We start from the raw sequence: 26,567 nt of genomic DNA, 5'->3' as shown, positions 1-26,567 counted from the left end.
CGCCAGCAGGACGTCGTTGAGGCACCCTCGTGGATGTCGCCGCCCACCCTATTTGCTGCGCTGCCTCGTTTGGCAGGCATTATCCGTTTACAAATTAATACATTCATCTTAATGATTGTGAATGAACAGAGAGCAACCTTTTACCCGGCGCGCCTTCCTGTATCACGGCGCATGTCTGGCGGCACTTGGCGCGCAGTCTAAACCATTGCTTGCAAACCTGCAGATCGGGGCAGCGGCGCAGATCACGACGCTATCGGACGGGAATTTGTCGTTGCCGCCTGAAATGGTCTTTGGGGCGATGCCGCAGAGAGAACTCGAAGAACTGATGACCCGTTACGGTGCAGATCTGATCAGATACGAGCCGGAATGTAACCTCGCGCTGTACCGTGATGGGGAAAACACAGTGTTGTTCGATGCGGGCGCCGGACCGGACTTTATGGCGACTTCGGGCAAGCTTGTTGACTCGCTTGATGCCATTGAGTTGTCTCCAGACGAAATAACACATGTTGTCTTTACCCATGCACACCCTGATCACATCTGGGGTGTACTGGACGACTTTGATGATCCGCTTTTTCCCAATGCATCGCATCACTTTGGTCGCAAAGAGTGGGATTTTTGGTGGAACCCCGCGACAGTGGACTCGATTGGTGCTGATCGCGCCGCATTCGCAGTCGGTGCTAAGCGGCGCATGCAAGTGATCGAAGACAAAGTTGAATTCTTTGACGACGGGCAAGAAATCCTCCCCGGTATAGCCGCGCGGGCAAGTTATGGGCACACGCCCGGTCATATGGCGTTTGAAATTCGAAATGGCAGCGATGTCGTGATGGTCGTGGGAGATGCGCTCGGCAACCCACATGTCGCGTTCGAACGCCCTGATTGGCACAGTGGCACGGACCAAGACCCTGATACGGCAGCTATCGCGCGCAAATCGCTCCTGGATCAAGTTTCTCATGAGCAAATGAAAATCGTTGGGTTCCATCTGCCCGACGGCGGGTTTGGCCAAGTAGAAAAGACCGGTTCCGCCTATCGATTTATTGGAGAGCCACTATGATACGACCGGTTTTGATGGCTGCCACCTTTGCCCTGCCCGTCTGCGCCAGCGAAGACATCGCCGACCAATACCCGCAGAGTGTGCTGTATTCAAAACCGGTTGAGTACATTCCCGGCGTCTATACGGCTGTTGGCGCGACAGCGCCGCCCACCTATGAAAACTCGGGCCATAACAACAACCTGAGCTTTATCGTAACCGGAGAGGGTGTCGTCGTGGTGAATGGTGGTGCCGCCTATGTTCTCGCCAAAGCCCTTCACCAGGAAATTCAGTCGATCACCGATCAGCCTGTCAAACTTGTCTTTAACGAGAACGGTCAGGGACACGCGGTTCTGGGCAATGCTTACTGGGCCGAGCTTGGCGTTCCCATCGTGGCCCATACAGATGCGGCAGCGGAAATCGAAGAATACGGCCCTCAGCTTCTGGCAGGAATGCAGAGGTACAATCAGGACAAGGCAAAGGGAACGTTTCTTGTGGGTCCCACCGAAACGTTTGACGATGAATATGTGGTCGAGATGGGCGAGTATCGGATCGAAGCAAAATATCTTGGACCTGCCCACAGCCCGGGTGATATTTCGATATGGCTGCCCAATCAAAGTCTCGTCATCGCCGGTGACATGGCGTTTCACGAACGTATGCTGCCGATCTTTCAAGATACCTATACTGCAGATTGGCTTGTGACTTGGGACAACGAATTTGAACCCTTGGGGGCCACCTATGTCATCCCGGGGCATGGCCATCCCACGAACATGAATCAGGTTCGCCGATACACACGTGACTATCTTGTGTACCTGCGTGGCAAGGTTCAGGAACATATGGACGCCGGTGGCGATCTGGCCGAAGCCTACTATGTCGATCAGTCGCCTTATGCCCATTTAGATACGTTTGAAGAGCTCGCAACAAAAAACGCCGGGCGGGTCTTTGAACAGATGGAATTTGAGTAAGTCAGGTTCGCTGAACGAATGGCCTTCGGACCGCAAGCCAATGCGTAGCAATCGCCCCGACCCACATCGAGAACACAGCGAGCCATGCGGTCAGGGACAACGCAGATCCACCGGAGAGACCGGCACCGACAGCGCATCCCCCTGCCAGCATCGCGCCGAAACCCATCAGAACAGCGCCAATGAGGTAGCGTTCCATTGGAGTGTCCGCGCCGAACCTTTCAATCCTCCACTCCCCCGACGCAACGGCTGATGTCGCAGCCCCGATTGCCACACCTGGGACAAGGCCGATACCAAAAGACAGAACAACGTTACGCTCGGCGACCAGTGCCATCAAAGTATCAGTGGCCGGGCCAGTAAACGTGATCGACGAAACAGGCACGACCTCAAACGACGCTTGAGCGATCGCGAATGTCACCAACCAGCCGAGCGCCACGGCCACGCCTACGCCTGCGGCCGCCGTTATCCTTGTTAGGGTAAGGCTCTGGTGTGCCGCAAATGCGATTGCCAACAACAGCCCCATTGCTGCCACGACAGCATAGGTCCCGGACGTCAAACCCAGTATGCTCGATAAGTCGCGCGTCGCCCCACCGGAAACCGTCCAGATATCGGCGAGATTCTCTCGGGCCGGGCTTAGCACGCCTGTATAGGCCGCCTGTGCCAGCAATGTCAGGATCAGCCCTGTCACCAGCGCCCGCAAGTTGCCGCACGACGCCAGAACCAGCAAACGCGACGCACATCCGCGCGACAGAACCATTCCGATACCGAACATCACTCCGCCGATCAATGCCCCGCTGATGCTGCCCGTCGAAGCGATCGCGCGCGTTTCGGACAGGTCCAAAACTTCAAATGAGACAAACCCTTGAACGAGCGTCAGCGCGGATGTGAATGCAATCAACCAAACAGCCAGACGTGGCCCCGGTTTACCCTCAGAAACTTCGACGGTCGCGGCCCGCAAGCAGAATCGGGATTTCTGAGCCGTGATACCAAACAAGAGACCAACAACCATCCCGGCAAGCGCCAAAGCCCCCGCATCCCCCAACTGTTCAATGAGCATCTCCATGGTCAGAAGCTCTCACCTCGTTGCGTGCTTGTCGTTGTTCTTGGTCAAACTCTCATAGGCCCGCATGCCAGATGGCATCGCGACTAAAGCTCGACCAATACAGGTAGAAACTGGTCAAACTGGTCCCGAGCTACTGCTGGTCCTTAACTTCAGTCGCTGACGGCCTCTTTGACAATCCCCGACAAAAGGGCTTCGACCTTTTCCATCGGACCATCAGGGTAGGACCGATAGCCGACCTGAACACCGCTCCCGTCTTCAGCTACGAAGATACCGTAAGGGCAGTAGCCGATATTCATCGGGTCGGCCTCCATCACTTCGCGCGAGACCTTTGCCGAGCAGAAGACAAAGATATCGGCGGCGGAGAATATTTGCGTGTCGCTGCCAACGTCCGCACCCGTCCGGTTCAGCATCTCTCCGACATGGCTCACATAGTCGATAACCAGCCCATGATCGACGATTGCAGATTCAACTGCAAATGTGGCGTCATCAAAGCTGCCATCAAAGGGAGTTGTGATCACCTCCTCAGCAAAGACCTGGCTTGCCAAGACAGCTGAACACGCGACCGCCGCGAGGTATGGTTTCATGATCGTTTTCCTCCAATGTAACCGCAGTTTCACAAATTGAGCGGCGGGAGGCTTTGACATCTGTCAACCCCCCACTCTTCTCAGCCGAACATGTCCGACGTGATGCCGGCATACCAACCAAGCGACTCTTCATAGGTTGCTTTCCTCAGATCGGCGCTTTCGCCTGTCTGGCTGATAAAGCCATCTACCTTGGCGATTTTTTCAGGCGTGGCTTCATAGGTTGCGCCCACCTTGACGCCGTCATCCGTGCCGATAAGCGACCAGCAGGTGTTCGAGAACTTGGCCGGGAACACTTTTGACCCGGTTAGCGCGCCGCGAACGGCATTCGCGCAAACCTTTGCCTGGCTGTTGGCCGAAAAACCGGATTTCGGCATATCACCTTGTTGGCTGGCATCCCCCAAGACATAGATGTCCGGATCCGCTTTCGACGACATGTCAGTGGCATTAACTGGTGCCCAATCTCCAGCGGTCACGCCTGCCATTTCGGCAATGCGACCCGCTTTCATTGCCGGGATCACGTTACAGACGTCAACTTTGGTCTCTTCGCCGTCGATGGTCACGGTCATGGCCTCGGGGTTCACCGAAACATTTCCACCACCGAAGTCTTCGCCAATCCAGTCAACCATGCCCTCATAGCTGTTCGCCCAGCCCTCTTGGAACAAAGCCATCTTTGAGAACTTAGGCTTTGGATCTGCGATGATGATCTTTGCGGATGGGTTGCTGGCTTTCAGCACATGCGCCACCATCGAAACCCGCTCGTATGGTCCCGGCGGGCAACGATATGGATTTGGCGGCGCAACCATCGCAAATGTTCCGCCCTCGGGCATCGCCATGATCTGCGCCTTGAGAAGCTCGGTCTGTGAGCCAGCCTTGTAAGCGTGCGGCATCTTGTTTTGCGCAGAGACATCCCAACCTTCGACGGCCCCATCGACAAAGTCGATACCGGGGCTGAGGATCAGCTTGTCGTAGGAAACGGAACCTCCGCCCGCCAAAGACACGGTCTTGGCGACGGGATTCACGCCAATGGCCCAATCATGAACAACATTGATGCCGTAGTCCGCTGCCAATTTTCCATAGCTGTGCGCGATGTCCGAAAGCTCCTGAAATCCACCCAGATAAAGGTTCGAGAAGAAACAGGTGTAATATGTTTGGGACGGCTCTATCAGGATGACGTCGATTTCACCTTTGCTGTCCTTGGCGATGTAGCGCGCCGCGGTTGCGCCGCCTGCCCCACCGCCGACAACCACAATGCGCGGCTTGCCCTGCGCCAGAACCATCGGCGCCGACAATCCGACGGCAAGTACCCCGGCGGTTCCAAGAAATGTGCGTCTATTAAGTGTCATCGCGTTTCCTCCCCTTAGCCATTGTCACTCTGGATCATTGAAATACGCGGCCAAGGCCGCGATCTCGTCATTGCTCAGCCGACCAGCGATCATCTGCATGACAGGATGCCGCCGTTGTTTTTCCTTGTAGGCGTGCAAGGCGACGACAAAGTCTTCGTCGGGCCAGTAGACGATTGAGGGAATGCCATCATCGCGCCCTTCAATCTGATGGCACGTCGTGCATTCGCTGCTGAGATATGCACCATATTCGGGATCCCCCTGAATCGCGAGTATTTCGGGATCGACTGAATGATCGGTTCCTTTGGCCGTCGGGTCTGCCTCGGGGATGTCACGCGGGTTGTCAGAGAACGCTCGGAGATAGGCAACGACGTTTGCGCGGTCTTTAGGGTCCTTAAGGCCGGCAAAGCTCATCCGTGTACCTGGCGCAAAGGCGCGCGGGTCTTGAATATAGGCGGAAAGGGTGTCGGCGTGCCATTCCAGACCAGAGTTTCCGGCGCGCTTCAGGCTTTTGGAGTATTTGAACCCCTCCAGCCCCGCAGCTTTGCGCCCAAAGACCCCGTTCAGATGTGGGCCGATCTTGTTTTTGGCACCTTCTCCGACTTGGTGGCAGACTTTGCATTTTGCGAATACGACTTTGCCAGCTTCGGCGTCACCAAGGCTTTCTGTTGCACCAACCGTTGTGGCGAGAATCCCGGCGACTGCTGAACAGATCAGGACGCGGGGCCAACGCATGATCAGGGTCCGAACGACTTAAGATAAACAATGACCGCTTCAATATCATCCGGCTTCCTGAGACCCGCAAAGGACATCCGCGTGCCTTTCATGTAGGCCTTGGGTTTGGCGAGAAAGGCGGCCATTTCTGCGTCGGTCCAGATCAGACCGGCGTCTGCGGCGTCCTTCATCGCTTTGGAATACGCAAAGCCTTCGGCGGTCCCTGCCGTGGCTCCGACAATACCATTCAATGCCGGGCCGGTGCGGTGCTTGGCCCCATCACCGACCTGATGGCAGGCTTTGCATTTCTTAAAGACCTTTTCTCCGCTTTCGATCATCTCGGGATCAAGCGCCGCAGTTTCCTCCGTCGCCTCTCCAACCTCTGCAGAAGCGTCCTGAACAGCGGGTTCAATCGCTTCTGCATCCGCCTGTGCTTCGTCCGGTGTCACGTCCAGAACGGCCGCCCGCATGGTGATTTCAACACTGTCCTTGCAATCTGTCATGCAAGGCTCGTCTGTCCAGAAATGGGCCTCGGCAGTCTCGCGATCGTCTACGATAAAGCCATCGGCATTCCGCATTTCGACGTCTAAAAAATTCTCATGCGACAGTGTAAATTCATCATCGACGACGTCGTTAGAGTAGAGAATATATGCCACCATCGCATAGACCTCATCGGTCTCAAGCGACTGGGCATTCCCGAATGGCATCGAACGGTTCACATAGTCCCAAACCGTCGATAGATAGGGCCAATAGGAGCCGACCGTCTTTAACGGGTCCTTGTCGGCAAGGGTCCCTTCGCCACCGGCCAGTTTGGGCCAGTTGCCCACACCTTCGGCAAAATCCCCGTGACATATGGCACACTGCTCGGCAAAGACTTCTTCGCCGGTGAACACATCGCCAGACCCTTCAGGCAATCCGGTTCCGTCAGGTGCGACGTCCAGATCCCATGCCGCGATCTCTTCCGGCAACGCAGCTCGACCAAGTCCGAATTTCTCGGCATTTGCCGGTACGGCCAAACAAAGTCCAAAGGCCCAGGCAGCAAAGAGCTTATGATACTTCGACATTTTCGACCTCTCCGCTTTCCTTGGTCCACCAGGTCTGGATGCAGTTGTTGTGATAAATCGAGTTCTCTCCACGCACTTCACGCAGCTGCGCCTTGCTGGGCTGCACATAACCGGTCGAGTCCTTGGCGCGAGCCTGCAAAAGCATCTCTGAGCCGTCCCAGTCATAGTCCAGATAGAACCGGGTCAGGGCCTTGTCTGTACCGGGTGCCGCCAATCGCGCGGGCTGCCAATTCTTGCCGCCATCGACCGATACGTCGACACCGGTGATCGAGCCCCTGCCGGACCAGGCTAGGCCAGTGATCACCAATGGCCCCGGACCGTGGGCAATCGGTGCCTGCGGGCTGGGTGACGTGACAACCGATTTGGCATCCATCACCCATGTCCATTTGCGCGAGGTGCCGTCTTCGAGCGTATCGGTATATTTGGAAGTCTCTTCCCGGCTTTCGATCGCCATTTCAGTGACTTCGATGCGGCGCAGCCATTTGACCCACATATTGCCTTCCCAACCGGGCACGACCAGCCGGACGGGATATCCATGTTCCTTACGCAGCGCTTCTCCATTGGCCTTGAACGCAACCAATACATCGTCCATCGCCTTTTCCAGCGGGATCGAGCGGCCGTTGGATGACGCATCCGCGCCCTCGACATAGACCCACTTGCCTTCAGGTTTGATACCGGCTTCTTCTAGCAAGGTACGCAAGGACACGCCTGAGTATTCCATATTGTGAATCATGCCATGCGTGAACTGCGCTCCGTTCAATTGCGCTCCGGCCCACTCCATGCCGGTATTCGCCGCGCATTCGCAAAAGTAGACGCGGTTTTCGCGTGGGAAGCGCTCAAGATCCTGGTAGCTGAAGACAAGAGGCGTATCCACCAGCCCGTTGATCATCAGTCGGTAATCCGCCTTGCTAATCTCGATGGCACCAGAATGGTGCCGTTCGAACGCACAGCCTTGCGGCGTGATCGTGCCGTCCAATGCGTGAATGGGCGTAAAATTGATCGAACTTATCGTGTCGGCGGTCAGCCATTCGACATTCTGGCGCACAACATCTTTTTCAAACTCGATCGGCAACCCATAGGGCGTGGCATCAACGCCCTCGCCTGTCGCCTGCGCCCATTCCTGAACCTGTGTTATCAACGGATCCGGCCCCTCAGCGCGGGCCGATCCGGCGCCAACGGCACCAACCCCGACAGCGGCTGCGCCCCTTAGGAACTGACGACGAGAAGGTGCCAATCCTTTGGATTTGTCACTCATTTGGTTTGCCTCCGTTACGCGATCAGCAAATCTTGTTGCCGTATCTCACCTGCGGGTCGCGGCATCAGGCGCCGATAACCTCGACCGATGTGTTTGGTTTGACCGTTACAGTGCCTTGGCTGCGGATGTGGTTTTCGACGACATCCCAGATCGGCGGACCTTCGGTATCTTCGTTGACGCTGGCCCAGCCCGCCACGACGTAGGATTTGGCCGCATCAATCGCCTCGCCGGTCTTGAGCAGCGTCATATCGCTGATCCGCTGCCCCTGTGGCTTGGTGACATCGATGCGATAGCCCAGCCCCCCGACACGAACCATATCGCCGCCCTGTTGGTAATAGGGGTCAGGATTGAACAGATTGTCGCCGACATCTTCGAGAATGACGTGGATGAATTTTCCTGTCATTTCAGTGCGGTAGGCATTCGGATAGGTCATCGAGGTGACGTTCCACAGATCCTCGCGGGTAATGTCTTGACCCGGCAAGACCGACGGACCCCAGCGGACTCCGGGTGACATGGCAATGTCGGCGTCGCGTTCACTCAGCAGCGCATCGCAGATCAGGTCATCCCATGTTCCGTTGAAGTTGCCGCGCCGATAGAGCAGCGAATCCGTTTTGCCAATCACCTCACTCAAGGCCGTTTCAAACGGCGCACGTTGTTCGTTGATGAGCGCCGTGATCGCCGGATCCGGCGCAATCACATCGGAAAAGATCGGGATCAGTTTGTGCTTTAGCCCCATCATCTGGCCGTCGCGCACATCCAGATCGACGCGGCTGATGAACTTGCCGTTGGACCCCGACGCGATGATATGCGTTTTGCCAACAAGAACAGGCTCGGGCAGCGCGTCGTGGGTGTGGCCGCTGAGGATCACATCGATCCCTTGGACCCGTCCGGCCATCTTCTTGTCGACATCGAAACCATTGTGACTGAGGACGACAACGACATCGGCGCCAGCATCGCGAACTTCGTCCACCATCGCCTGCATGTTCTCGTCGCGGATGCCAAAGGAGTACTCGGGGAACATCCAACCAGGATTTGCAATCGGCATATAGGGGAAGGCCTGACCGATAACGGCGACCTTGGCGCCTCCACGTTCAAAGAACTTGTAAGGCTGGAATAACTCGGCGGGTTCGTCCCATTCCGCGTCAAATATATTCTGACCAAGCGATGCAAAGGGCAAACCTTCGACAATTTCGTTAACCCGCTCGCTGCCCAGTGTGAACTCCCAATGGAATGTCATCGCATCCGGTTTAAGCGCGTTCATCACGTTGACCATATCCTGACCTGCCGTCTGATAGCAGGTGTAGGAACCGTGCCATGTGTCACCACCATCCAACAGCAGGGCATCGGGGCGATCTGCGCGGATGGCATTGATAACTGTCGACACCCGATCCAGCCCCCCGACCCGGCCATAGGTCTGGGCCAGTGCGTTGAAATCATTGTAGGTCAGCGCATAGGCGGACGGGCTTCCGTCTGCGATACCATAGGCTTTGCGAAAGGCCGCGCCCGTCACATGCGGCATCTGCCCGCTTGCGTCACCAATGCCAAGATTGACTTCTGGCTCGCGGAAATAGATCGGTTTCAGTTGCGCGTGAATATCGGTGATATGGATCAGGCTGATATTGCCGAAAGTCCCGAACTCCAGCAACTGGTCCTGCGTCAGACTCTGCTGCGCCGCCAGCCTTGCCCAGTTCCCAAATCCGGACGCCCCGTAAAGCGCCGAGGCCGCCATAGAGACCTGAAGAAAATCACGTCGCGAAATCATCTATCGGCTTCCCTATTTCACATATATATGTGTGAATGTTATTCTGCGAGCTACGCGCGCCAAAAGTTACTGACGAACCGCAGGCGTTTCGACCGAAAGTCCGTTGCCGCGCGATGCGACGTAGAGTTCCAGCGCTCGGAACTCGTCTGATCCCTCGGAAAAAGTCTCTGCTCGCGTATCGCGAATGCAGCCACGAAAGCGGTTGTGGCGCGAGATCAGCTTGGCCTGTTTCAAACGGTAGGTCGGAAATCCGTTGGTCATGCCCTGGCTCAGATGGTCGGCCCGGATCATGTTACCCCAGTTTTCTTCATGACAATTGGCACAGCTTAGCTCCAACTGACCATAGCGGGTATAATACATCTCCTTGCCCTGCTCCCAATACGGAGCAGCAGCGCCGTCAATGGCAACGCTCATCGGCATTCCGCGCGATTGCAGGCCAATCAATGCGACCATCGCCTGCATGTCTGCACCCGACCATTTCCAGGCATCCGCCTCCATTCGCTCGGTTCGGCACGTGTTGATCAGGTCTTCCATCACGACCAATTCACCACTTTCCGCATCGACTTTGGGCATTTCAGCGTGCAATCCCTTAAAGCTCTCCACGTCTTCATGACATGAGGCACAGCTTTTGCCTGCGGCTCCGTCAACGGCCTCATAGAGGTCCACAGCCTGATCAACAAAGATCATTGCCGGGTTGTCAAAATCGTCGATCTGAAGTGCCTGCGTTTCGTCAGTACGAAAATGCCAACCCGAGTAAATCGTATCCAGGTTTTCGGTATGCGCCGGCGCCTCGGTGACCGAGATAATGTTCAGTTCGTCATTGATTACGAGGTTGTCGTCGTCGGGTCCGGCGATTGCTGCGACTGGAACTGCCAGAACCACCGCGATCGCCATAAGAGCCTTTTTATTCATTGCATTCCTCCCTTGGTGGACCCGCGCCAGCGCTGATCTGCCTTAGTGCTCGAGCCGTCAGGCGATCTCGATCGATTTCTTGGTGTCGTAGACGGAGCCGTCGTCGTCATACCATGTAAAGACGAACTCTCCCGATTCAGGCACTGTTGCCTCGAACTGGAAATAGGGGTTCGTCGAAATAGCAGGCTCTAGCGTCACATCAATGACCATCCCGCCGTTGAATTCACAGGTGAAACGATTGATGATCGAACGCGGGATGAGGTTGCCCTCCTTGTCCTTGCGCTGACCACTTTCCATCTTGTGGCTGATCAGCGTCTTGATCGTGATTGCGTCGCCTGCTGCGGCGGTCTTGGGAACCTTGACGCGGGGCTTTACACCGGATGCCATGGGATAATCTCCTGTACTTTGGGGCGCGTGGCGATCAGCCGCCGCAGCCGCCAATTGTCACTTTTACGGTCGCCGTGGCTTTGGCAAAGCTGCCATCCGCCATCTTGGCCACCGCGATGACATCCTGCGTTCCTGCAAGACGGATCCGCGTCGACGCCGCCTGTTCCGCTGCCAGTGGCCCGAAATTGAATGTAGCAACGCCCGGTTCCGGGTTGCTTGCCGCCAAGATCAAAATCGACACAGCACCGGGCGCACTGACTTCGATCGGAACAGTGTTGCCGTTCTCTGCAATTTCCGGTGCCGTCAATGTCACGCCGCCTTCTGCAACCTCGGCCCCGCCGGTGAACGCGGCAATCCCGTCTTCGGCAGTCGCATTCGCGCGGAATGGCATCAGTGTCAGAACCGCGGCGCCCAGACCCAAGGTCAGAGTCTCGCGACGAGAGAGTTCCATTATCGATCTCCTTTGAATCCTCAAGAGTTCGCGCCCTCAGACGCGCTCAGTTTTCGTTCAGGGTCGCAAGAAACGCGACCACGTCCTCGATTTCCTGTGCGCTCAGAATAGACGTCAGCGGGGCCGTCGGAGCTTGGCCTGTATAAGCGTCACCCGGACGGATAAAACCATCATCCTTGTAGAACGCCGGCATTACCGTGCCTTCAAACGTCATCTTGGCGTTCGCCACCAATCCGCGAAGTTCTGCTTCGGTCCAACGGTCGCCAGCACCATCCAACATCGGGCCAACCTCACCATGGAACGGAATATCCGCAAGGGCCGTCAGTTGGTGACAAGCGACACAATTGCCTTTTGATTTGTCACCGACTATGGCCGCGCCGCTTACGGCGTCACCGGCGACCCCGGTCAGCGATTCCTCGACCGCTCCGTAGTCGTCAAATTGAACATCTTTTGGGCCTGTCTCTGCCGCGATGACTGCACCGCCTGACATCACACAGACCAGAGTTACAAGTCTCAGCTTCATGATCCCTCCCATTTTCTAACGCGCCAAAGACGCCTTGCGACCCAAAGCCTTTGGGTACCGTAGTCGACGAACGGGCTTTGTCGCAACATTAAATTCATAATGTTGAATTTTTTTATTTGTGACGGAGGTTGTCAATCTTGCGAAACATTGTTGCGTTCCTGGATGCGACGCGCGTGATATCGTTGAAAATCTTCCTCATTATCAGGCGCGTACCGCTTCTCGTTTACCCATGTAAAAAGGTCCAATGTCGTCCCTTTGGAAAACGCCCCCGGCATGACGGCAACCGCCGCTTCGATGGCCGTGGCATCCTCGGGCACATCTTCGGGTAGAAAGACGAGCGTTGGCGTGAACAGAATGCCCCACTTGCGCATCAGTGATCTTTGCTCGGTCTCCTCTCCATCAAAGTCGACGGCTGTTGCGCTGCCATGCAAATCCAGTTGAACAACAAAAAAGTTCTCTTCGATATAGGTTGCCAAGTCTGGCTGAGGGAAAACATCATCATGCATCTTCTTGCAATAGACACAGCCCCGCTGCTCGATGAACAGAACCAAGCGCTTGCCTTCCGCTGTGGCTTCCTCAAGGTCCTCCCGTAGGTCCTTGAACGTGTCACGCATCCAAGGCGCCTTGTGCAGACCATCATCACCAAGTTCGGCGGCAGACAACGCTCCGGCAAGCAGCCATACCACTATCATCCCAAAAATTCGCTTCATGACCTTCTCCTGAATTAGCCGATGGCGGCCAGCCACGGCATGTGGTCAAGCATCCATTGGGCGATTTGATTTACCGAGTTGGTTGCAATCAGCAGGCCAAACAGGATCAGCAGACTGCCCATCGCCTTTTCGATCAACCCCAGGTGCTTTCTGAAACACGCAATCCAACGCATGAATGGTCGCACCAGAAACGCCGCCAGAACGAATGGCGCGGTCATCCCCACCCCGTAGACAAGAAGGAGCGCAGCACCGCGCCAAGCTGTCTCGGTTCCTGCGGCCGTGAACAGAATGGCGGCCAGAACTGGCCCGACACAGGGTGTCCATCCAAATGCAAAGGCCAAGCCGAGGACGTAGGCACCGACCAGCCTTACATCCGAGGTTCCTCCCAAATCCGCACGTAACTGGCGATAGAGAAATCCGATCCGAATAACGCCCAGAAAATGCAGCCCCATCGCGATGATGACCGCCGCCGCCATCCATCGCAGGATGTCGAAATACTCCCGGACCAATTGCCCGAAAATCGACGCCGTCGCACCAAGCGCCATAAAGACCGTTATGATCCCCATCGCAAATGCCAAGGCCGCGACCGTTGCTTTGCGGCGGACATCACGGGGGATTTCGGCGTTGGTTGATATTTGCTCCATCCCGACACCAGCCAGATAACTGAGGTAGAATGGCACCATCGGCAGGATACAGGGCGATAGAAACGACAACAGCCCGGCCACCAAAGCTCCTGCAAATGTGATGTCGAGCATGGTCAAATCCGATCCAGAAGCCTATCATTCACACATTCAAAAATATAAAGATATTCTGTCGCGGTCAATCGGAGCTTGTGATGCGCCACTTCTACTTCATTCTGCTTGCCGTCACGACGCTGTTTGCGCCCGTGACTTTGCGTGCCGAAATGACGCTTTTGATGGCACAAGAAGACGGCTGTATGTGGTGCGCCCGCTGGGATTCCGAGATATCCGGGATCTACCCCAAGACCTCGGAAGGCAAGGCCGCCCCTCTTCGGCGCATCGACATTGACCAGCCCACGCCAGCGGATGTGACACTGGCGCGGCCACTGCATTTTACACCAACCTTTGTGCTGCTTGAGAACGGCGAGGAACTGGGCCGCATCGAAGGATATCCGGGCCAGGACTTTTTCTGGGGGTTGCTCGGTGTTCTGCTGCGTGACGCTGGGGTGTCGGTTGAGACCTCTGGCTAATCCGTGGCAAATCACATAGACTGATTTGAATGCGTGAAGTTATCAAAGCGAGGCGATCTTGTTGGACAAATCTTCGAAACTGCCTGTGTTTTCCACGGACATGTGCGCCGAAGACCAGGACAGAATGATGGAGAATGCTCAGACGGCATCAAACTTCCTCAAGGCGATTAGCCATGAGGGACGCCTGATGATCCTGTGCTATTTGGCGTCTGGTGAAAAATCCGTCACGCAGATGGAGGAAATGCTGTCAGCACGGCAGGCCGCGGTTTCACAACAACTGTCCCGCCTGCGATTTGAAGGCTTGGTCAAGACGCGGCGCGAAGGAAAGACGATCTACTACCGATTGGCAGATGACCGATCAACGCGGATCCTCGAAGTCGTTTACGATCTTTTCTGCAGAGAAAAGTAGGAACACGACGGATACACCGCCAGCTTTGGGAGGAGACTGGCAATGCTCGAACTCTTGGGAGATGCCAACACTGTTGCCCTGATTGGGCTTGTTGGCGGCATTGTTCTTGGTCTCGCCGCACGCATCGGTCGTTTCTGTACCTTGGGCGCGATCGAAGACTATCTCTATGCAAATGATGATCAGCGATTGCGGATGTGGGCCGTCGCGATTGGCGTCGCAATCGTCGGCAGCCACACGGCCATTGCTTTGGGGTGGCTCGACCCAGTTGGCACGACCTATCTTGCGCAGACCTGGAACCCCATTGGCTCGATCGTCGGCGGTCTCATGTTCGGATATGGCATGGCGATCAGCGGAAACTGCGGCTATGGCGCGCTGGCGCGGCTCGGCGGGGGCGATCTGCGATCATTCGTTATCGTTGTGATCATGGCGCTCTCTGCCTATGCCGTGATGTCAGGTCCCTTGGCGTATCTGAGGGTCTGGCTCTTCCCGATCGAAATGGATCTCAGCGCGCCACAAAGCGTCAGTTTTCTTGCCGAACGCCTGACCTCTGTTCCGGCATGGATACATGGTTTGATCGTCGGAGCTGCACTGGTGGTCTTCGCAGTTGCAAACGACCGGTTTCGCAGCACGCCCTCGCAGATCCTTTGGGGCGCAGCCGTCGGCGTGGCAATCGTGTCAGGCTGGCTTGGCACGAGTTGGGTTGCCGAACATGGCTTTGACGCAGAGACGGTGCAAACCCATACCTTCGCTGCGCCGCTCGGGGATACACTACTTTATGTCATGACAGCATCCGGAACCTCGCTGTCGTTCGCGGTTGGATCAGTTGCAGGAGTTCTCATCGGTGCGCTCCTCGGCTCTTGGTCGAAAGGTCATTTTCGCTGGGAAGCCTGCGAAGACCCCCGCGAACTCAAACGCCAGATGCTAGGTGCCGCAATAATGGGGCCCGGAGCCATCATCGCGGTTGGATGCAGCGTAGGACAGGGCATTTCCGCCTTCTCGCTACTCGCCTACAGCGCGCCAATCACGTTTGCGGCAATCTTTGCCGGGGCCGCCCTTGGACTTAAGCAGCTTGTGTCCGGGCTGTCATTTCTTGCCGAACGTTGAGTTCTGGCTCCTTCGCAGGCTGATCACGGCTTCTGTCGTCATGTTCTACGACAAAAAGAGTGGTTTCCGGGGTGTCGAACAAGCCTTTAACTCAAGAGATGACAAGGCGCGTCAACTTGTTCGAAAGCTGCTCAGGTATCGAACAATCGCCTGCCACCGTGATTCTGCTCACGAACGCTTGTGTTCGGTCAAGTTGGTTCGGAAGGCTTGATCTGCTAACGCGATAACGGGTTGTTAACCATTTCCCCAAGGGTCGCCCAATTGCCGTTCATACTCATATACGCCGCCTACGATTTCATTGTTGGTTCTGCTCCTCCAAACGAAGCAGGAGGTGCGGCCGCTGGAAGGCCCATATTCACCTTGTAGCTAAGACCCGGCGCAACACCGGTGAATGTGGAAGTAGACGACGCTGACGGTCAGATTGACGAGATCACTTCGGTAGGTCCGCAAACCTTCACCGAAGCTGTCACTATCGGCGAAGTCACCTACGCCGCAGGGACAACCTACAATTCCGCGTACGATCTTACGAACACAGCAACCGGGCACAAGGTAACGTCCATCCATTTTGGTGGAAACGGTACTCAGCAAGGCAGTGTTCAGGGAATTATTTCGACAGCACCGTTGGTGCCCGGCGTATCCTATACGTTCAACGCTGAAAGATCGTCGTATCTCAGAACCGACAACACATACGAAACATACGAAGAGGCCCCCTGCTTTACATCGGGTACGATGATCGACACGCTCGACGGACAGAAGGCCGTTGAGGATATCGTGGTTGGTGATCTTCTGCGGACCCGCGACAATGGTTTCCAGCCTGTTCGCTGGGTCGGATCGCGCTTTCTCGGACAGAGCAATCTTCAGACCGCTCCACGTCTTCGACCGATCCGGATTTCAGCAGGTGCTTTAGGGATGGGGCTTCCGGGATCAGATCTGCTTGTCTCTCCACAACACCGGATCCTCATTCGGTCTCGCATCGTTGCGCGGTCCTTTGACACGACCGAAGTTCTGGTGGCCGCAAAACATCTGACAGAGTGCCCCGGAATTGAGATTGCCGATGACGTAAAAGAGGTCGAGTACGTTCATTTCCTGTTTGATCAGCATGAAATCGTCTACGCCAACGGTGCCGAGACAGAGAGCCTCTACACGGGCGCGCAGGCGTTGAAATCAATTGGCAGCGCTGCACGAGAAGAGATTTTTTCGCTCTTTCCCGCGTTGGCCGATACAAAGGTCTTGCCCCCTGTCGGCTCGTCAGCTTGCATCGGGACGCCAAGCCCGCAACCTTGCGACGCGTCACCAGAAAAACGACCAACCTTTGGTCGCGCCGCTGCTCTAGCCCGTCACACCAGCCCATCCACGGCTGTGATCAGATTTCCCTTGCTGTCATGTTCGACGCGCGCTGAAATCTTGTAGACCTCGGCCAGAACATCCGGGGTCAACATGTTGCCAGGGCTACCCTGACCGTGAATGCAGCCCTCATGCAGCACGACGATCCGGTCGGCCCAGCGAGCTGCCTGGCTGAGGTCATGCAAGACCGCAATCACGATACGGCCTTCGCGCGCCAGGAGCTGCAGTTCGGACAGGATGCGAAACTGCATCGCCAGATCCAGCGCCGCCGTGGGTTCATCCAGCAACAGCAACGTTGGGTCCCGTACAAGCGACTGCGCCAGACCCACTGTCTGACGTTGACCACCCGACAGGCTCGACAGGGGTCGCTCCGTCAGGTGAGCAATGGAAAACCGACTAAGCAGCGCGTCGAACCTTGTCATCTGCACAGCCGCTTGCATGCGTTTGCCACCGCCCGCGTGCATCGCAACCAAAAGGCTTTCAAGCACGGTCAGATCTGTCTGACTCTGCAAGTTCTGTGGCAGATATCCAACCAGATCCGATCTCAGGCTCTGCTTCATCTTTGCTAGGTCCTGGCCGTTCAGAACCGCGCTGCCCTGATAGGGCAAGGTCTGTGAAAGCGCGCGCAGCAAGGTGGATTTTCCCGCCCCGTTCGGCCCCACAAGCGCAATGAATTCTCCCTGCTTGAACGGAAAAACCGATACGCCATTCAAGATGGATTTGCCCCTTCGTGACACGACGATATCGCGTAACTCTAATGTCATCCGATCGCGCGTCCCCGGCGCAGGATAAGAACAAAGAACACGGGCAAGCCGACCAGAGATGTCACGATGCCGATGGGCAACAGAATGCCGGGCACCAACATCTTGGATGCAATAGACGCAAAGGACATCATCACGGCACCGGTCAATACGGAGGCGGGCAATAAGAACCGATGATCTTCGCCAACGGCGATCCGCGCGATATGTGGACCTGCCAACCCGACAAAGCCGATCACCCCGGCGATGGAAACGGCGCCCGCCGCCAGCAGGCTGATCCGGATCAGCGCCCATTTACGCAGTGTCGCGACGTCCACACCGAACCCTTGCGCCTGCTCGGCCCCGAACCGCAGCGCGGTCAGCTTCCATGAGGCACGCATCGAGAATGGCAGCACGAGGGCGAAGGTCAGGGCCACCAGCAGAATCCCTTCCCATCGTGCTCCGGCGAGGCTCCCCATGGTCCAGAACACCAGTTGTTGCAACGCATCTGCTGAGGCCACGAACTGAACCAGCGCCAAGAGTGATCCGGCGGTAAAGTTCAGCGCGATTCCGAACAGGATGACGACAGTCGGCCCACCGGATCGCGAAACCGCCGCGACCTGCAGGATCATCAGTGACAGCAAGGCAAAGAGAAAGGCATTCGCGGTGACTGCCCAGGTCGCTGGCAGCATCGGCAGGCTCCACCCAAGAATGATGGCGATCCCGGCGCCCAATGCCGCCGATGACGAGACTCCCAGCGTAAAGGGTTCAGCCAGCGGATTTTCCAGAACCGTTTGCATTTCGGTGCCCGCCAGCGAAAGCGCCGCCCCCACGAGCAGCGCGAGCACGGCGACAGGAAGGCGCACGCTCCACACGATCACCTCGGCTCCACGCGTCGTTTCGCCGGTTCCTGTCAGGACCTTGAGCACTTCGCCAAGCGGCAAGCCCGACGGCCCAAGAACGATATCAGCCAGAACACCGCACAGGGCGAGAAACCCCAACCCGAAAACCAGCGCAACCCGGCGCTGATTTCTGCGCCGATGCGCGGCAATATATGTCTGTGAGGTGGCGGTCACGGGGCGTCGATCCACCAAGTCCCCGACACCGAAACCGAAGAGAACCGCCTCTGCATCTCGCGTAATGTCGCAGCTGGGTCGAGGTCCGAAAACACCTCGGGGTGGAATGTGCGGACCAGATGTTCGATCAGCACGATGTGCATGGGAGAGTCATTGAACAGATGCCAAAAGGCCATCGCATTTCCGTCTTCTACCGCGCGCAAATCTTTAACGCCGGGGGCGGCTAACAAGGTTGCAAAACTGTCGCGCGCCTCGTGACTGTCAACGCCTGCCCCCAAGACCAGACCCCCACGGGCCCGCAGATGTTGCCCACCTGAGGCCAGAAAGAAATCGGGATCCAACGCGATCAGGTTTTCTAAGCCCACGTTGCCCATGATGCCCGGCACGGTTTCGGCACCTAGATTACGACCGCCAGCGGCGGTGACAAAATCATGGAACACACCGCCACCAACCGTCGCGCAACACTGATCCGGCGTGGCGTGGACCTGCACAAAAACGCTTGGCCGAGGCGGATCAAGCTTGGCCAGCCGCTCCTGTATCTTCGCCAGATGCGCGTCATAGAACGCGATCAACTCTGTTGATTTGTCGGTGCTGCCCATAACCCGAGACAGAATTCCGATGCTCTTTGTCGTGTTTTCGAGCGGATGGCTAAAGAAATCCACGAAGACGACCGGTATGCCAGCCGCATCCAGCTGACCTAACAGGTATTCCGTATTGGGATCGCGGGCATCGATCAATGACAGCACAACAAGATCTGGCTCCAGCGCGATCGTGCTTTCGACCGACAGGCGACGATTGCCTGCGCCTACTGAGACAATGTCGGCAATGGACGGAAACCGCTCTTGAAACGCCGCAAGGCGCGCGGGATCAAGCGCCTTGTCCTGCCGCCAGCCCACGATGCGCGCAATCGGGTCGTCAACAATCATGTCCAAGACCACAACATGCCGGGCATCGCCCAGCACAATCCGGGTCGCCGGTGCCGCAAGCCGAATCTCGCGTCCGGTGATATCCACCACTGCAATTTCCGCCATCGCCGCAACAGGTGGAATCAAAAGACATGCCCAAACGGCAATCGTGCGCGTCCAGCGCCGGATAGCTAGACGACTCAACATTGCAGCTCCTTGATATTGCGAGAAGAGTTCGAGACCGCTATGGCATGAAAGCGCGTCATTCCCCCTCTCAAACGGTGTGAAGTCCGATGTCGGAAAAATCCGGAGATATAAGTGCTACGGCACCGCTGTTTGAGCCGATTATCCCGGCGGTCGAACTGGATCTGCCCCCCCATGGCGGTCGCAAAAGCGCACATCGGATTTTGCACGAGCCATGCGTGAGCCATGAGATCCAGATGCTTGATATCGAGGATATCGCCCATCTCATGGCAGACGTGAACGATGCGCCCTATCGAATATTTCGCGCGGTTCCCAGAACGCCAGCCCCGGCAGATGGCTGGCCGGTTCTTTACATGCTCGATGGAAATGCCGCCTTTGATTTCATCAGCGCGGAGCAGCTTGCCGATGTCCCGGAACTGGTTGTGATCGGCATCGGGCAGCGCACCGACGAACAGTTTGACCGTATCGCCCGTGCGCGTGACCTGAGTTTTCCGGATCAAACCGAGCGCCCATCCGCGACGGGCAACCAAGACCGTGCGATAGGCGGTGCTCCCGAATTTATCCCATTGCTGTTGCAGGGGTTGCGCGAACGCGCCGAAGCCGGAGTTGCAATAAATCCCGCGAAACGCACGATTTGGGGTCACTCGCTTGCGGGTCTGTTTGTGCTCAATCTGATGGTGTTGCATCCTGACAGCTTTGCGCGCTTTGCGGCGATCAGCCCGTCGCTCTGGCTGAACCCGGAACAATTTGACCGGGTTCTGGAAGCGGGTCTGCCACATCGCTCGGAGAACGGTCTGATCCGGCTCTATCTTGCCAGTGGCAACCGCGAAAAACGCACCGGCAGCCAAGGACCGATCCCCACTGACGCGCCCGCCACATTCCATGCCCTCGTCGCGCGCCTGAGCAAAATTGATGGAGTTGAGGTGTCGCATCAGGTTTATGACGGTGCGAAACATATCGCCAGCCTTCCGACATCGCTCGGCCCGGTGCTTCGCTTTGCAGCGTTCTGAGTGAACCACCCCCCTCACGCTGGCTCCTCCACCGGTCGCGCCAACAAGTCCAAGTACTGACGCACCACCCGGGCAGAGATCAAATCCGCATGGTGACAGTCGAGTTTCAAGCCTTGCACATGCCCGGCATAAGGCTTCCACATATCTACACTGCGGGTCGTGCCCGCTTGATCCCGCATGGCGGCGACATGAAACAACGGCGCGCGCATCGGCGTTTCCCGGTGCCGCCGGACCAGATCATTGGTCGCGCGCACCGAATTGATCACACCGCTCAGCACTGCCTCCGGTAGCTGTGCCAGCGCCTGTCCTTCGTCCTTGAGGAACCCCATGATCGCCGCAGGCGTATCAAGATCCATGTGTGCCTCCGGATCATAGCCGGCAATGGCCAGCAGCGCCCGCATCGCCTGACCTTCGTCCGGTTCAGGCTCTTTTCGCCAGCACTCTGACAGATAGGCATCAAGCAGCACAACCCGCTCGACAATCCGGCCACGCCGCTCTGCTTCGACGCCCATGGCCTGCGCGATGATGCCGCCCAGTGACCAACCCAGAAACACCAGCGGCCCGTCGGGTGCGATGTCTGCGGCAAGATCGACATAGGAGCGCGCCAGGGTGCCGAGGCTCTCGGGCGTATCAGCATCCGCATCCAGAAGTGGCGACTGCAAACCGATGATCGCCCTGTCCGGCATGACCGCTGCGAGCGATCGGTAACACCATGCAAGGCCACCGGCGGGATGCACGGCAAAGATCGGCGGCGCCGTTTCGTTTTTTGTAGATGACAGATGAATGAGCGGGCCAAGCCCGTCGTCGGCACCAGACGTTTCCGCAAGATGGCGGGCCAGATCACCAAGTACAGGGCGCTCAAGGATCGCACCAAACCCCGGATTACGACCCAAGGCCTCTTCTAACGTCAGACCCAGTCGGACAGCCCGCAGGGAATCTCCGCCAGCAAGGAAGAAATCTGTCTCGACAGGAAGCGGCCCGTGAAGCTCTAGCACCTCAGCAAAGCAGCGTGAGACCAAATGCTCCATATCGGTCTCCGGCAAAGACCCCGATATGTCCTGCAAGACATCAGGTTCCGGCAATGCCTTGCGGTCCAGCTTGCCACTCGGCGTGAGGGGCAAGGCATCCATCATGACAAAATGGGCAGGGATCATCGCTTGGGGGAGTCTGGCTGCAAGGTCTTCGCGAATATCTTTCGAATGTGCTTTGTCGCGAGCAACCAGATAGGCCACCAGCCGCGCACCGTTCTGAGTGTCAGGCAAAAGCAACACGGTCGCCTGATCGGCGAGGCCGCTATCCAGAATGGCCTGTTCGACCTCTGCGGGTTCGACCCGGACACCCCGAACCTTGATCTGTTGGTCCAGTCGTCCGACAAAGGTCAGAACGCCTTCCTCATCAGCAGACACCAGATCGCCAGTGTCATACATGCGAGCGCCGGGATTAAACGGGTCTGGCCGGAAACGATCGGCGGTCAGGTCCGGTTGCCCAAGATACCCTCGCGCCAATTGCCGACCCGCAATGAAAAGCCGCCCCGGAACGCCATCGGGTACCGGCCGATCCAAGCTGTCCAGCACATAGCAGGCGGTGTTCCAGACCGGGCGACCGATCGGGACGCTGGCGCTGTTTGGGGCGCCCTGCTCCGTGGCCGCCTTGCAGAATGTGACATCCACGGCGGCTTCGGTCGGTCCATAAAGGTTATGCAATTGTCCGCCGATGCGGCTATGGAACAGACTGGCCAACCGTGTCGGCAATGCCTCTCCGCTGGCAAATACCCGCGGGATCGCCAGCCCTTCGGACGCCGGGGCCGCCAGAAAGAGTTCAAGCATCGAAGGCACGAAATGGACTGCGGTGATGGCGTATTTCCGGATCAGGCCCGCGAGGGCCACTGGGTCACGATGCGCGCCGGGCGGCGCGACCACCAGTGTCGCCCCTGAAAGGAACGGCAAAAAGAACTCCCACACAGAGACATCAAAAGTCGTTGGTGTTTTTTGCAGGATCCGATCACCGGGACCAAAGCCGTAATGCGCGCGCATCCACAACAGGCGGTTGATGATCGCGTCGTGCTCGACCACGACACCCTTGGGTTTGCCGGTCGAGCCAGACGTGAACAGCACATAGGCAGGGTCAAACGGACGCGGTTGATCCGGGTCGGTTTCCGGACTCTCCGAAAATACGTCGATCACGGGGGTGTCGGCGGCTTTGAAACCGGCCTCGGCCAGTATAACCGAGGGGGCTGCACGGGCAATCATGTCGGTGCGCCGAGCGCTGTAATCGTCGGGGTCCAACGGCATAAAGGCAGCACCGGCCCGCAGAACACCGACCAAGGCGACGATCAACTCGACACTTCGCGGCAGGGCAACACCAACGAGACCCCCCCGTCTGACCCCACGTCCCGCAAGGCGCCGCGCCAATGCGGCGGTTAGCGTGTCCAGTTCTTGGTAGCTGAGCGTTCTATCGCCAAACACCACCGCATCCGCGTCAGGGGTTGCAGCCATCTGTTTCTCAATCAAGGCCGCCAATGTGGTTTCGGGGACCGGATGCGCGGTCGCATTGCGTTCGACTATATGGCGTCGGGTTTCCTGCGGAGTCAAAGTAGCAACGTCTGCCAGCCTGTCCGCTTGAGACGCCGCCATAAGAAAATGTGCCAGACGCATGGAATGCGCGCGCGTTTCGGTTTCTGAATAAAGACTGTTGTTGCTGTCGACCTGCGCCAACAGCCCTGTTTCCGGATCACCGCGAAAGCAAAAGGTGATGTCGTCAACCGATCCCGCACTCAGGATTTGCAGACGGGTTTCGCAGTGCAAAAATTGTGGGCAAGCGTCAAATGGCAGGATATTGACCAATGGTCCCCACAGCCGACGCCCTGCCCCGAGACGGCCGAACTCGCGTTGCAGCGCCTCGCCACGATACCGGGAATGGCGTCGCATTTCGGTAAGACGACCGCCGACGTGGTTCAACCAAGCAGTCAGAGGCGCATGTTCGTCCACCTGCAGATGCAACGGCAAGACGTTCACCTGAGTGGACGGTGTACGCGAGATGCGCCCCATGCGATTTTGCAGCGGGATACCCAACACCACATCCGTGCCAGCGCCCGAAGCGACCGAGGGCAGGTTTCGCGCCACATAGGCACCTGTCAACGCGGTCAGAACGTCTGTCCAGTTGCAGCCAGAAGCCTCAGCAAGGCGCAAAAGTGCCGCCCCGACATGCTCTGGTACAATTTCTTCTGCACGATGAAACCAGCGTCCATCCCCGCTTGTTTTCCCTCGGCTCATCGTGTCCACAATGGGCAGGTTTGCGAGTGTTGTACGCCAATAGTCTCGCTGCTTGGTGCGGGCGGGCGAGTGGGCAAAGCGTTCATCTTCTTGCAGGGCATGACGATAGGATGTCAGCGCCAACCCCATTACGCCACCTGTCAGATGCGCGTTGTAGAGCGCGGCAAGCCGTTGCGACATGTTCACCATCGCCTGACCATCGGCGGCGACATGGTGAATGCGTTCGCTGAGAATGTGGTGGTCCGTGCGCAGCTTCCACAGCGTGAAGCTGGCAACAGGGCCATTCGTAAGGTCAATCGGCGCGGTCTGCGCCTCGGCCAGAATTTCACTTTCAACGGATCCAGCCGTATCGCCGGTTCGGTCCTGAATACCAAGCACCGGCGCACCATTCCGTTCGATCCAATGCACTGGGCCTTGTGGGCCATCGCGCAATCGCATCGACAGGCATTCGGCTTCGGCAACAAGGTCCGCAACCGCCCGCTCCAACACTCCAACGTCCAGCGGGCCGCGAATGTGCAGCGCCTGACCGGTCATCAACATCGGGTTGGCGCTATCGCGCTGTTGCGCGAACCAGATACCGGTCTGCGCCTCACAAAGTGGGCGTGGAAGAGTAATTTCCGGGCTCACCCCTGCGTACTCCGAACGATATCCCAGAATTCGGCGATTGTCTCGGCCTCGTACATCCTTGCTGTGTCGATGCCCGGCTGAACCTCTTCCCATTTCATCAGCACCCGCATGAAGCCGATCGAATCCAGCCCCAGGTCCCCCAAATGGTCATCATCTGCGATGTCGACGGAGGGTGTATTCAGGGCGTCAGCCGTATCCTGACGTAACTGGGCCAACGTAAGGCCCTGTTTCATATCATTCATTGGGTCTGCTCCTGCTCCAGAACGCTGCTACGCAGGGTGGTCCGAAGATGACGGCGGCTGATCTTGCCCACCGCAGTGGTTTCAAATGCCTCGACAAAGCGAATGTCATCCGGAATCTTGAACGCCGCGATGTCCAGACCCCGCATGAATTTGCGGATATCAGCGGCAGAAGGCGCGCCGTTCTTGGGCTGGATGAACGCGCAAGCCCGTTCGCCCAGATGCGCGTCCGGGATCGAGACCACCACCGAGTCAAACACGGCGGGGTGCCGCAGGATCAGGTCTTCGATCTCTTCGGCGGAAATCTTTTCGCCGGAGCGGTTGATCTGATCGTTGGCGCGTCCTTGAACCACCAGATGCCCGGAGGGCAAGCGGATGACGACGTCGCCGGTTTTATAGTACCCATCGTCCGTAAAGCTGCGGGCATTTGCCGTCGGATCGCAATAATAGGCCCGGATGGTGTAGGGCCCTCGGGTCAACAGATTGCCGGGCTGACCATCAGCAACGGGATGGCCTTCGTCATCAAGTACCAAAATGTCGTCATCGGCGCTGATCGGCCTGCCCTGCGAATTGACGACAATCTCATCAGGGTCATCGTGCCGGGTATAATTCACCAGCCCCTCGGCCATGCCAAAGACCTGCTGCAAACGGCAGCCCAAAAGTGGCGCAACCTTGCGCGCACTTTCCTGAAGAAACTTGGCACCTCCGACTTGCAGGATTTTGAGCGTTGGAATGTCGGGCCGGGCCTTTTCCGCGGCCTGAAGCCATAGCAATGCCAGTGGCGGCACCAACCCGGTGATGGTCACACCCTCATCGCGGATCAGACGAAAGGCGACATCGGGCATCGGCACAGGGCACAGAACCACCCGCGCGCCCGCATAAAACGCGCCAAGTGTACCGGGCGAGGACATTGTAAAGTTATGGGCCAAAGGCAAAGTCGCCATAAAGACGCTCTCGCCAGTCAGCTCACAGATCCTGCTGCTTTCCCGTATGGAATAGATGTAATCGTCATGGGTGCGCGGGATGAGCTTGGGCAATCCTGTGCTGCCGCCCGATATCTGCAGAAATGCCACCGATTGCGGATCAGGATCAGTGGGTAATGTTGCAGGATCGCCGATAACGTCATCCATCGAAAGCGCACCGTCAAGCGCCGCCCCTGCAATGATTACATGGGAAAGGTTCGGCAAGTCGGATTTGATCGAAAGAGCCATGCTGGCATGGTCAAACCGTTCTATTCTTGGCTGGGTCACAATGGCCCGCACGTCGGCCTTGTCCGCAAGATGCGCGACCTCAGTCCGCCGGTGCGCCGGAAGCGCATAGACCGGGATCATGCCCGCCGCAAAGATGCCAAAGACAGCAGAAAAGAATTCGGGCACATTGCCGATCTGCACCAACACCCGATCACCGGGCGCAAGACCCAAAGCCAAGAGCCCCGCCCCGAAGAGACGCGCACGGTCGTTGAACTCACCATAGGTCCAACGCGCATCCCCCGCGACGATGGCGATGCGGTCAGGGTGGGCCGAGGCGCGATCCCGCAACATCTGCGGAAACGTTTCGCCGCGCCAGTATCCGAGCTTGCGGTAGCGCTCTGCCAGTTCTTGTGGCCAGGTCTGTTTCGGGATGTTCATATCTGTCTATATCTGTTTGGCGGCCGCCCGCCGCATCACTCGGCAGGC

26 protein-coding genes are annotated in these 26,567 nt (G+C 57.4%); 7 read left to right on the top strand and 19 right to left on the bottom strand.

The genetic code is table 11. The annotated features are described in order from the left end of the window. The first annotated feature begins 121 nt into the window (after positions 1 to 121). On the top strand, positions 122 to 1,051 hold the full coding sequence (locus ABJO75_RS14815) for an MBL fold metallo-hydrolase (RefSeq protein ID WP_348134153.1): 930 nt from the start codon (positions 122 to 124) through the stop codon (positions 1,049 to 1,051). After that, positions 1,048 to 1,992, top strand: coding sequence for an MBL fold metallo-hydrolase (locus ABJO75_RS14810; protein WP_348134151.1), 945 nt, complete (start codon positions 1,048 to 1,050; stop codon positions 1,990 to 1,992). Before ABJO75_RS14815 ends, ABJO75_RS14810 begins: the two co-directional genes overlap by 4 nt. Position 1,993: 1 nt before the next feature. On the opposite strand, the gene ABJO75_RS14805 is transcribed toward ABJO75_RS14810, so the two are convergent. From ABJO75_RS14805 to ABJO75_RS14745, 13 genes are all read right to left on the bottom strand, one after another. Beyond that, positions 1,994 to 3,052, bottom strand: coding sequence for a YeeE/YedE family protein (locus ABJO75_RS14805; protein WP_348134149.1), 1,059 nt, complete (start codon positions 3,050 to 3,052; stop codon positions 1,994 to 1,996). 149 nt (positions 3,053 to 3,201) lie between these two features. After that, on the bottom strand, positions 3,202 to 3,636 hold the full coding sequence (locus ABJO75_RS14800) for a DUF302 domain-containing protein (protein ID WP_348134147.1): 435 nt from the start codon (positions 3,634 to 3,636) through the stop codon (positions 3,202 to 3,204). A gap of 80 nt (positions 3,637 to 3,716) precedes the next feature. Then, positions 3,717 to 4,979, bottom strand: coding sequence for an NAD(P)/FAD-dependent oxidoreductase (locus tag ABJO75_RS14795; protein ID WP_348134145.1), 1,263 nt, complete (start codon positions 4,977 to 4,979; stop codon positions 3,717 to 3,719). A 24-nt stretch (positions 4,980 to 5,003) separates the two neighbouring features. Continuing rightward, positions 5,004 to 5,711, bottom strand: a complete 708-nt coding sequence (locus ABJO75_RS14790) for a c-type cytochrome (RefSeq protein WP_348134143.1) — start codon at positions 5,709 to 5,711, stop codon at positions 5,004 to 5,006. Between the two features lie 2 nt (positions 5,712 to 5,713). Further along, a complete protein-coding gene (locus ABJO75_RS14785; RefSeq protein WP_348134141.1) occupies positions 5,714 to 6,754 on the bottom strand; it encodes a c-type cytochrome in 1,041 nt (346 codons plus the stop codon). Continuing rightward, complete coding sequence (soxC, locus tag ABJO75_RS14780) at positions 6,738 to 8,009, bottom strand: sulfite dehydrogenase (protein WP_348134139.1); 1,272 nt, start codon at positions 8,007 to 8,009, stop codon at positions 6,738 to 6,740. Before soxC ends, ABJO75_RS14785 begins: the two co-directional genes overlap by 17 nt. Positions 8,010 to 8,073: 64 nt before the next feature. After that, positions 8,074 to 9,771 (bottom strand): thiosulfohydrolase SoxB, encoded by a 1,698-nt coding sequence (gene soxB / locus ABJO75_RS14775; RefSeq protein WP_348134137.1) that lies wholly within the window; start codon positions 9,769 to 9,771, stop codon positions 8,074 to 8,076. Positions 9,772 to 9,837: 66 nt separating this feature from the next. Next, entirely contained in the window at positions 9,838 to 10,683 is an 846-nt protein-coding gene (soxA, locus tag ABJO75_RS14770) for a sulfur oxidation c-type cytochrome SoxA (protein WP_348134136.1), read from the bottom strand. Positions 10,684 to 10,740: 57 nt separating this feature from the next. After that, positions 10,741 to 11,070, bottom strand: coding sequence for a thiosulfate oxidation carrier complex protein SoxZ (gene soxZ / locus ABJO75_RS14765; protein WP_348134134.1), 330 nt, complete (start codon positions 11,068 to 11,070; stop codon positions 10,741 to 10,743). Positions 11,071 to 11,104: 34 nt separating this feature from the next. After that, on the bottom strand, positions 11,105 to 11,521 hold the full coding sequence (gene soxY, locus ABJO75_RS14760) for a thiosulfate oxidation carrier protein SoxY (RefSeq protein ID WP_348134132.1): 417 nt from the start codon (positions 11,519 to 11,521) through the stop codon (positions 11,105 to 11,107). 46 nt (positions 11,522 to 11,567) lie between these two features. Further along, complete coding sequence (gene soxX, locus ABJO75_RS14755) at positions 11,568 to 12,044, bottom strand: sulfur oxidation c-type cytochrome SoxX (RefSeq protein WP_348134130.1); 477 nt, start codon at positions 12,042 to 12,044, stop codon at positions 11,568 to 11,570. 131 nt (positions 12,045 to 12,175) lie between these two features. Then, positions 12,176 to 12,754 carry a thioredoxin family protein gene (locus ABJO75_RS14750; protein ID WP_348134128.1) on the bottom strand — a complete coding sequence of 193 codons (579 nt, stop codon included), beginning with the start codon at positions 12,752 to 12,754 and terminating at the stop codon, positions 12,176 to 12,178. A gap of 14 nt (positions 12,755 to 12,768) precedes the next feature. Further along, positions 12,769 to 13,509 (bottom strand): cytochrome c biogenesis protein CcdA, encoded by a 741-nt coding sequence (locus ABJO75_RS14745; RefSeq protein WP_348134126.1) that lies wholly within the window; start codon positions 13,507 to 13,509, stop codon positions 12,769 to 12,771. An 80-nt stretch (positions 13,510 to 13,589) separates the two neighbouring features. Here ABJO75_RS14745 and ABJO75_RS14740 point away from each other — a divergent pair, with 80 nt between their 5' ends. From ABJO75_RS14740 to ABJO75_RS14725, 4 genes are all read left to right on the top strand, one after another. Then, positions 13,590 to 13,964 (top strand): hypothetical protein, encoded by a 375-nt coding sequence (locus ABJO75_RS14740; protein WP_348134124.1) that lies wholly within the window; start codon positions 13,590 to 13,592, stop codon positions 13,962 to 13,964. Positions 13,965 to 14,064: 100 nt separating this feature from the next. Next, on the top strand, positions 14,065 to 14,373 hold the full coding sequence (locus tag ABJO75_RS14735; protein ID WP_348134572.1) for a metalloregulator ArsR/SmtB family transcription factor: 309 nt from the start codon (positions 14,065 to 14,067) through the stop codon (positions 14,371 to 14,373). A 42-nt stretch (positions 14,374 to 14,415) separates the two neighbouring features. Then, positions 14,416 to 15,477 carry a YeeE/YedE family protein gene (locus tag ABJO75_RS14730; RefSeq protein WP_348134122.1) on the top strand — a complete coding sequence of 354 codons (1,062 nt, stop codon included), beginning with the start codon at positions 14,416 to 14,418 and terminating at the stop codon, positions 15,475 to 15,477. A 387-nt stretch (positions 15,478 to 15,864) separates the two neighbouring features. Continuing rightward, entirely contained in the window at positions 15,865 to 16,887 is a 1,023-nt protein-coding gene (locus ABJO75_RS14725) for a Hint domain-containing protein (protein WP_348134120.1), read from the top strand. On the opposite strand, the gene ABJO75_RS14720 is transcribed toward ABJO75_RS14725, so the two are convergent. The 3 genes from ABJO75_RS14720 to ABJO75_RS14710 are packed head-to-tail and all read right to left on the bottom strand — an operon-like array spanning position 16,815 to position 19,746. After that, complete coding sequence (locus tag ABJO75_RS14720; RefSeq protein ID WP_348134118.1) at positions 16,815 to 17,585, bottom strand: ABC transporter ATP-binding protein; 771 nt, start codon at positions 17,583 to 17,585, stop codon at positions 16,815 to 16,817. The two genes, ABJO75_RS14725 and ABJO75_RS14720, sit on opposite strands and share 73 nt — an antisense overlap. Next, on the bottom strand, positions 17,582 to 18,634 hold the full coding sequence (locus ABJO75_RS14715) for an iron ABC transporter permease (RefSeq protein WP_348134116.1): 1,053 nt from the start codon (positions 18,632 to 18,634) through the stop codon (positions 17,582 to 17,584). Before ABJO75_RS14715 ends, ABJO75_RS14720 begins: the two co-directional genes overlap by 4 nt. Continuing rightward, positions 18,631 to 19,746: an ABC transporter substrate-binding protein gene (locus ABJO75_RS14710; protein WP_348134114.1), complete on the bottom strand. Its 1,116-nt coding sequence runs from the start codon at positions 19,744 to 19,746 to the stop codon at positions 18,631 to 18,633. The genes ABJO75_RS14715 and ABJO75_RS14710 overlap by 4 nt, the downstream gene beginning before the upstream one ends. Before the next feature lie 86 nt (positions 19,747 to 19,832). On the opposite strand from ABJO75_RS14710, the gene ABJO75_RS14705 reads away from it, so the two are divergent. Continuing rightward, a complete protein-coding gene (locus tag ABJO75_RS14705) occupies positions 19,833 to 20,753 on the top strand; it encodes an alpha/beta hydrolase-fold protein (RefSeq protein WP_348134112.1) in 921 nt (306 codons plus the stop codon). Positions 20,754 to 20,767: 14 nt separating this feature from the next. Here the strand turns inward: ABJO75_RS14705 and ABJO75_RS14700 are convergent, their stop codons facing one another. The 3 genes from ABJO75_RS14700 to ABJO75_RS14690 are packed head-to-tail and all read right to left on the bottom strand — an operon-like array spanning position 20,768 to position 26,519. Further along, the gene (locus ABJO75_RS14700) at positions 20,768 to 24,652 is read right to left on the bottom strand and encodes an amino acid adenylation domain-containing protein (protein WP_348134110.1); all 3,885 of its coding nucleotides are present in this window, start codon (positions 24,650 to 24,652) and stop codon (positions 20,768 to 20,770) included. Continuing rightward, positions 24,649 to 24,894: a phosphopantetheine-binding protein gene (locus ABJO75_RS14695; RefSeq protein ID WP_348134108.1), complete on the bottom strand. Its 246-nt coding sequence runs from the start codon at positions 24,892 to 24,894 to the stop codon at positions 24,649 to 24,651. The genes ABJO75_RS14700 and ABJO75_RS14695 overlap by 4 nt, the downstream gene beginning before the upstream one ends. Next, the gene (locus ABJO75_RS14690; protein WP_348134106.1) at positions 24,891 to 26,519 is read right to left on the bottom strand and encodes an AMP-binding protein; all 1,629 of its coding nucleotides are present in this window, start codon (positions 26,517 to 26,519) and stop codon (positions 24,891 to 24,893) included. Before ABJO75_RS14690 ends, ABJO75_RS14695 begins: the two co-directional genes overlap by 4 nt. Positions 26,520 to 26,567: the final 48 nt, after the last annotated feature.

Origin of the sequence: Sedimentitalea sp. (assembly GCF_039973035.1) — a bacterium.
Lineage (GTDB): Bacteria > Pseudomonadota > Alphaproteobacteria > Rhodobacterales > Rhodobacteraceae > Sedimentitalea.
This window is presented reverse-complemented; position numbering and strand designations above follow the sequence as displayed.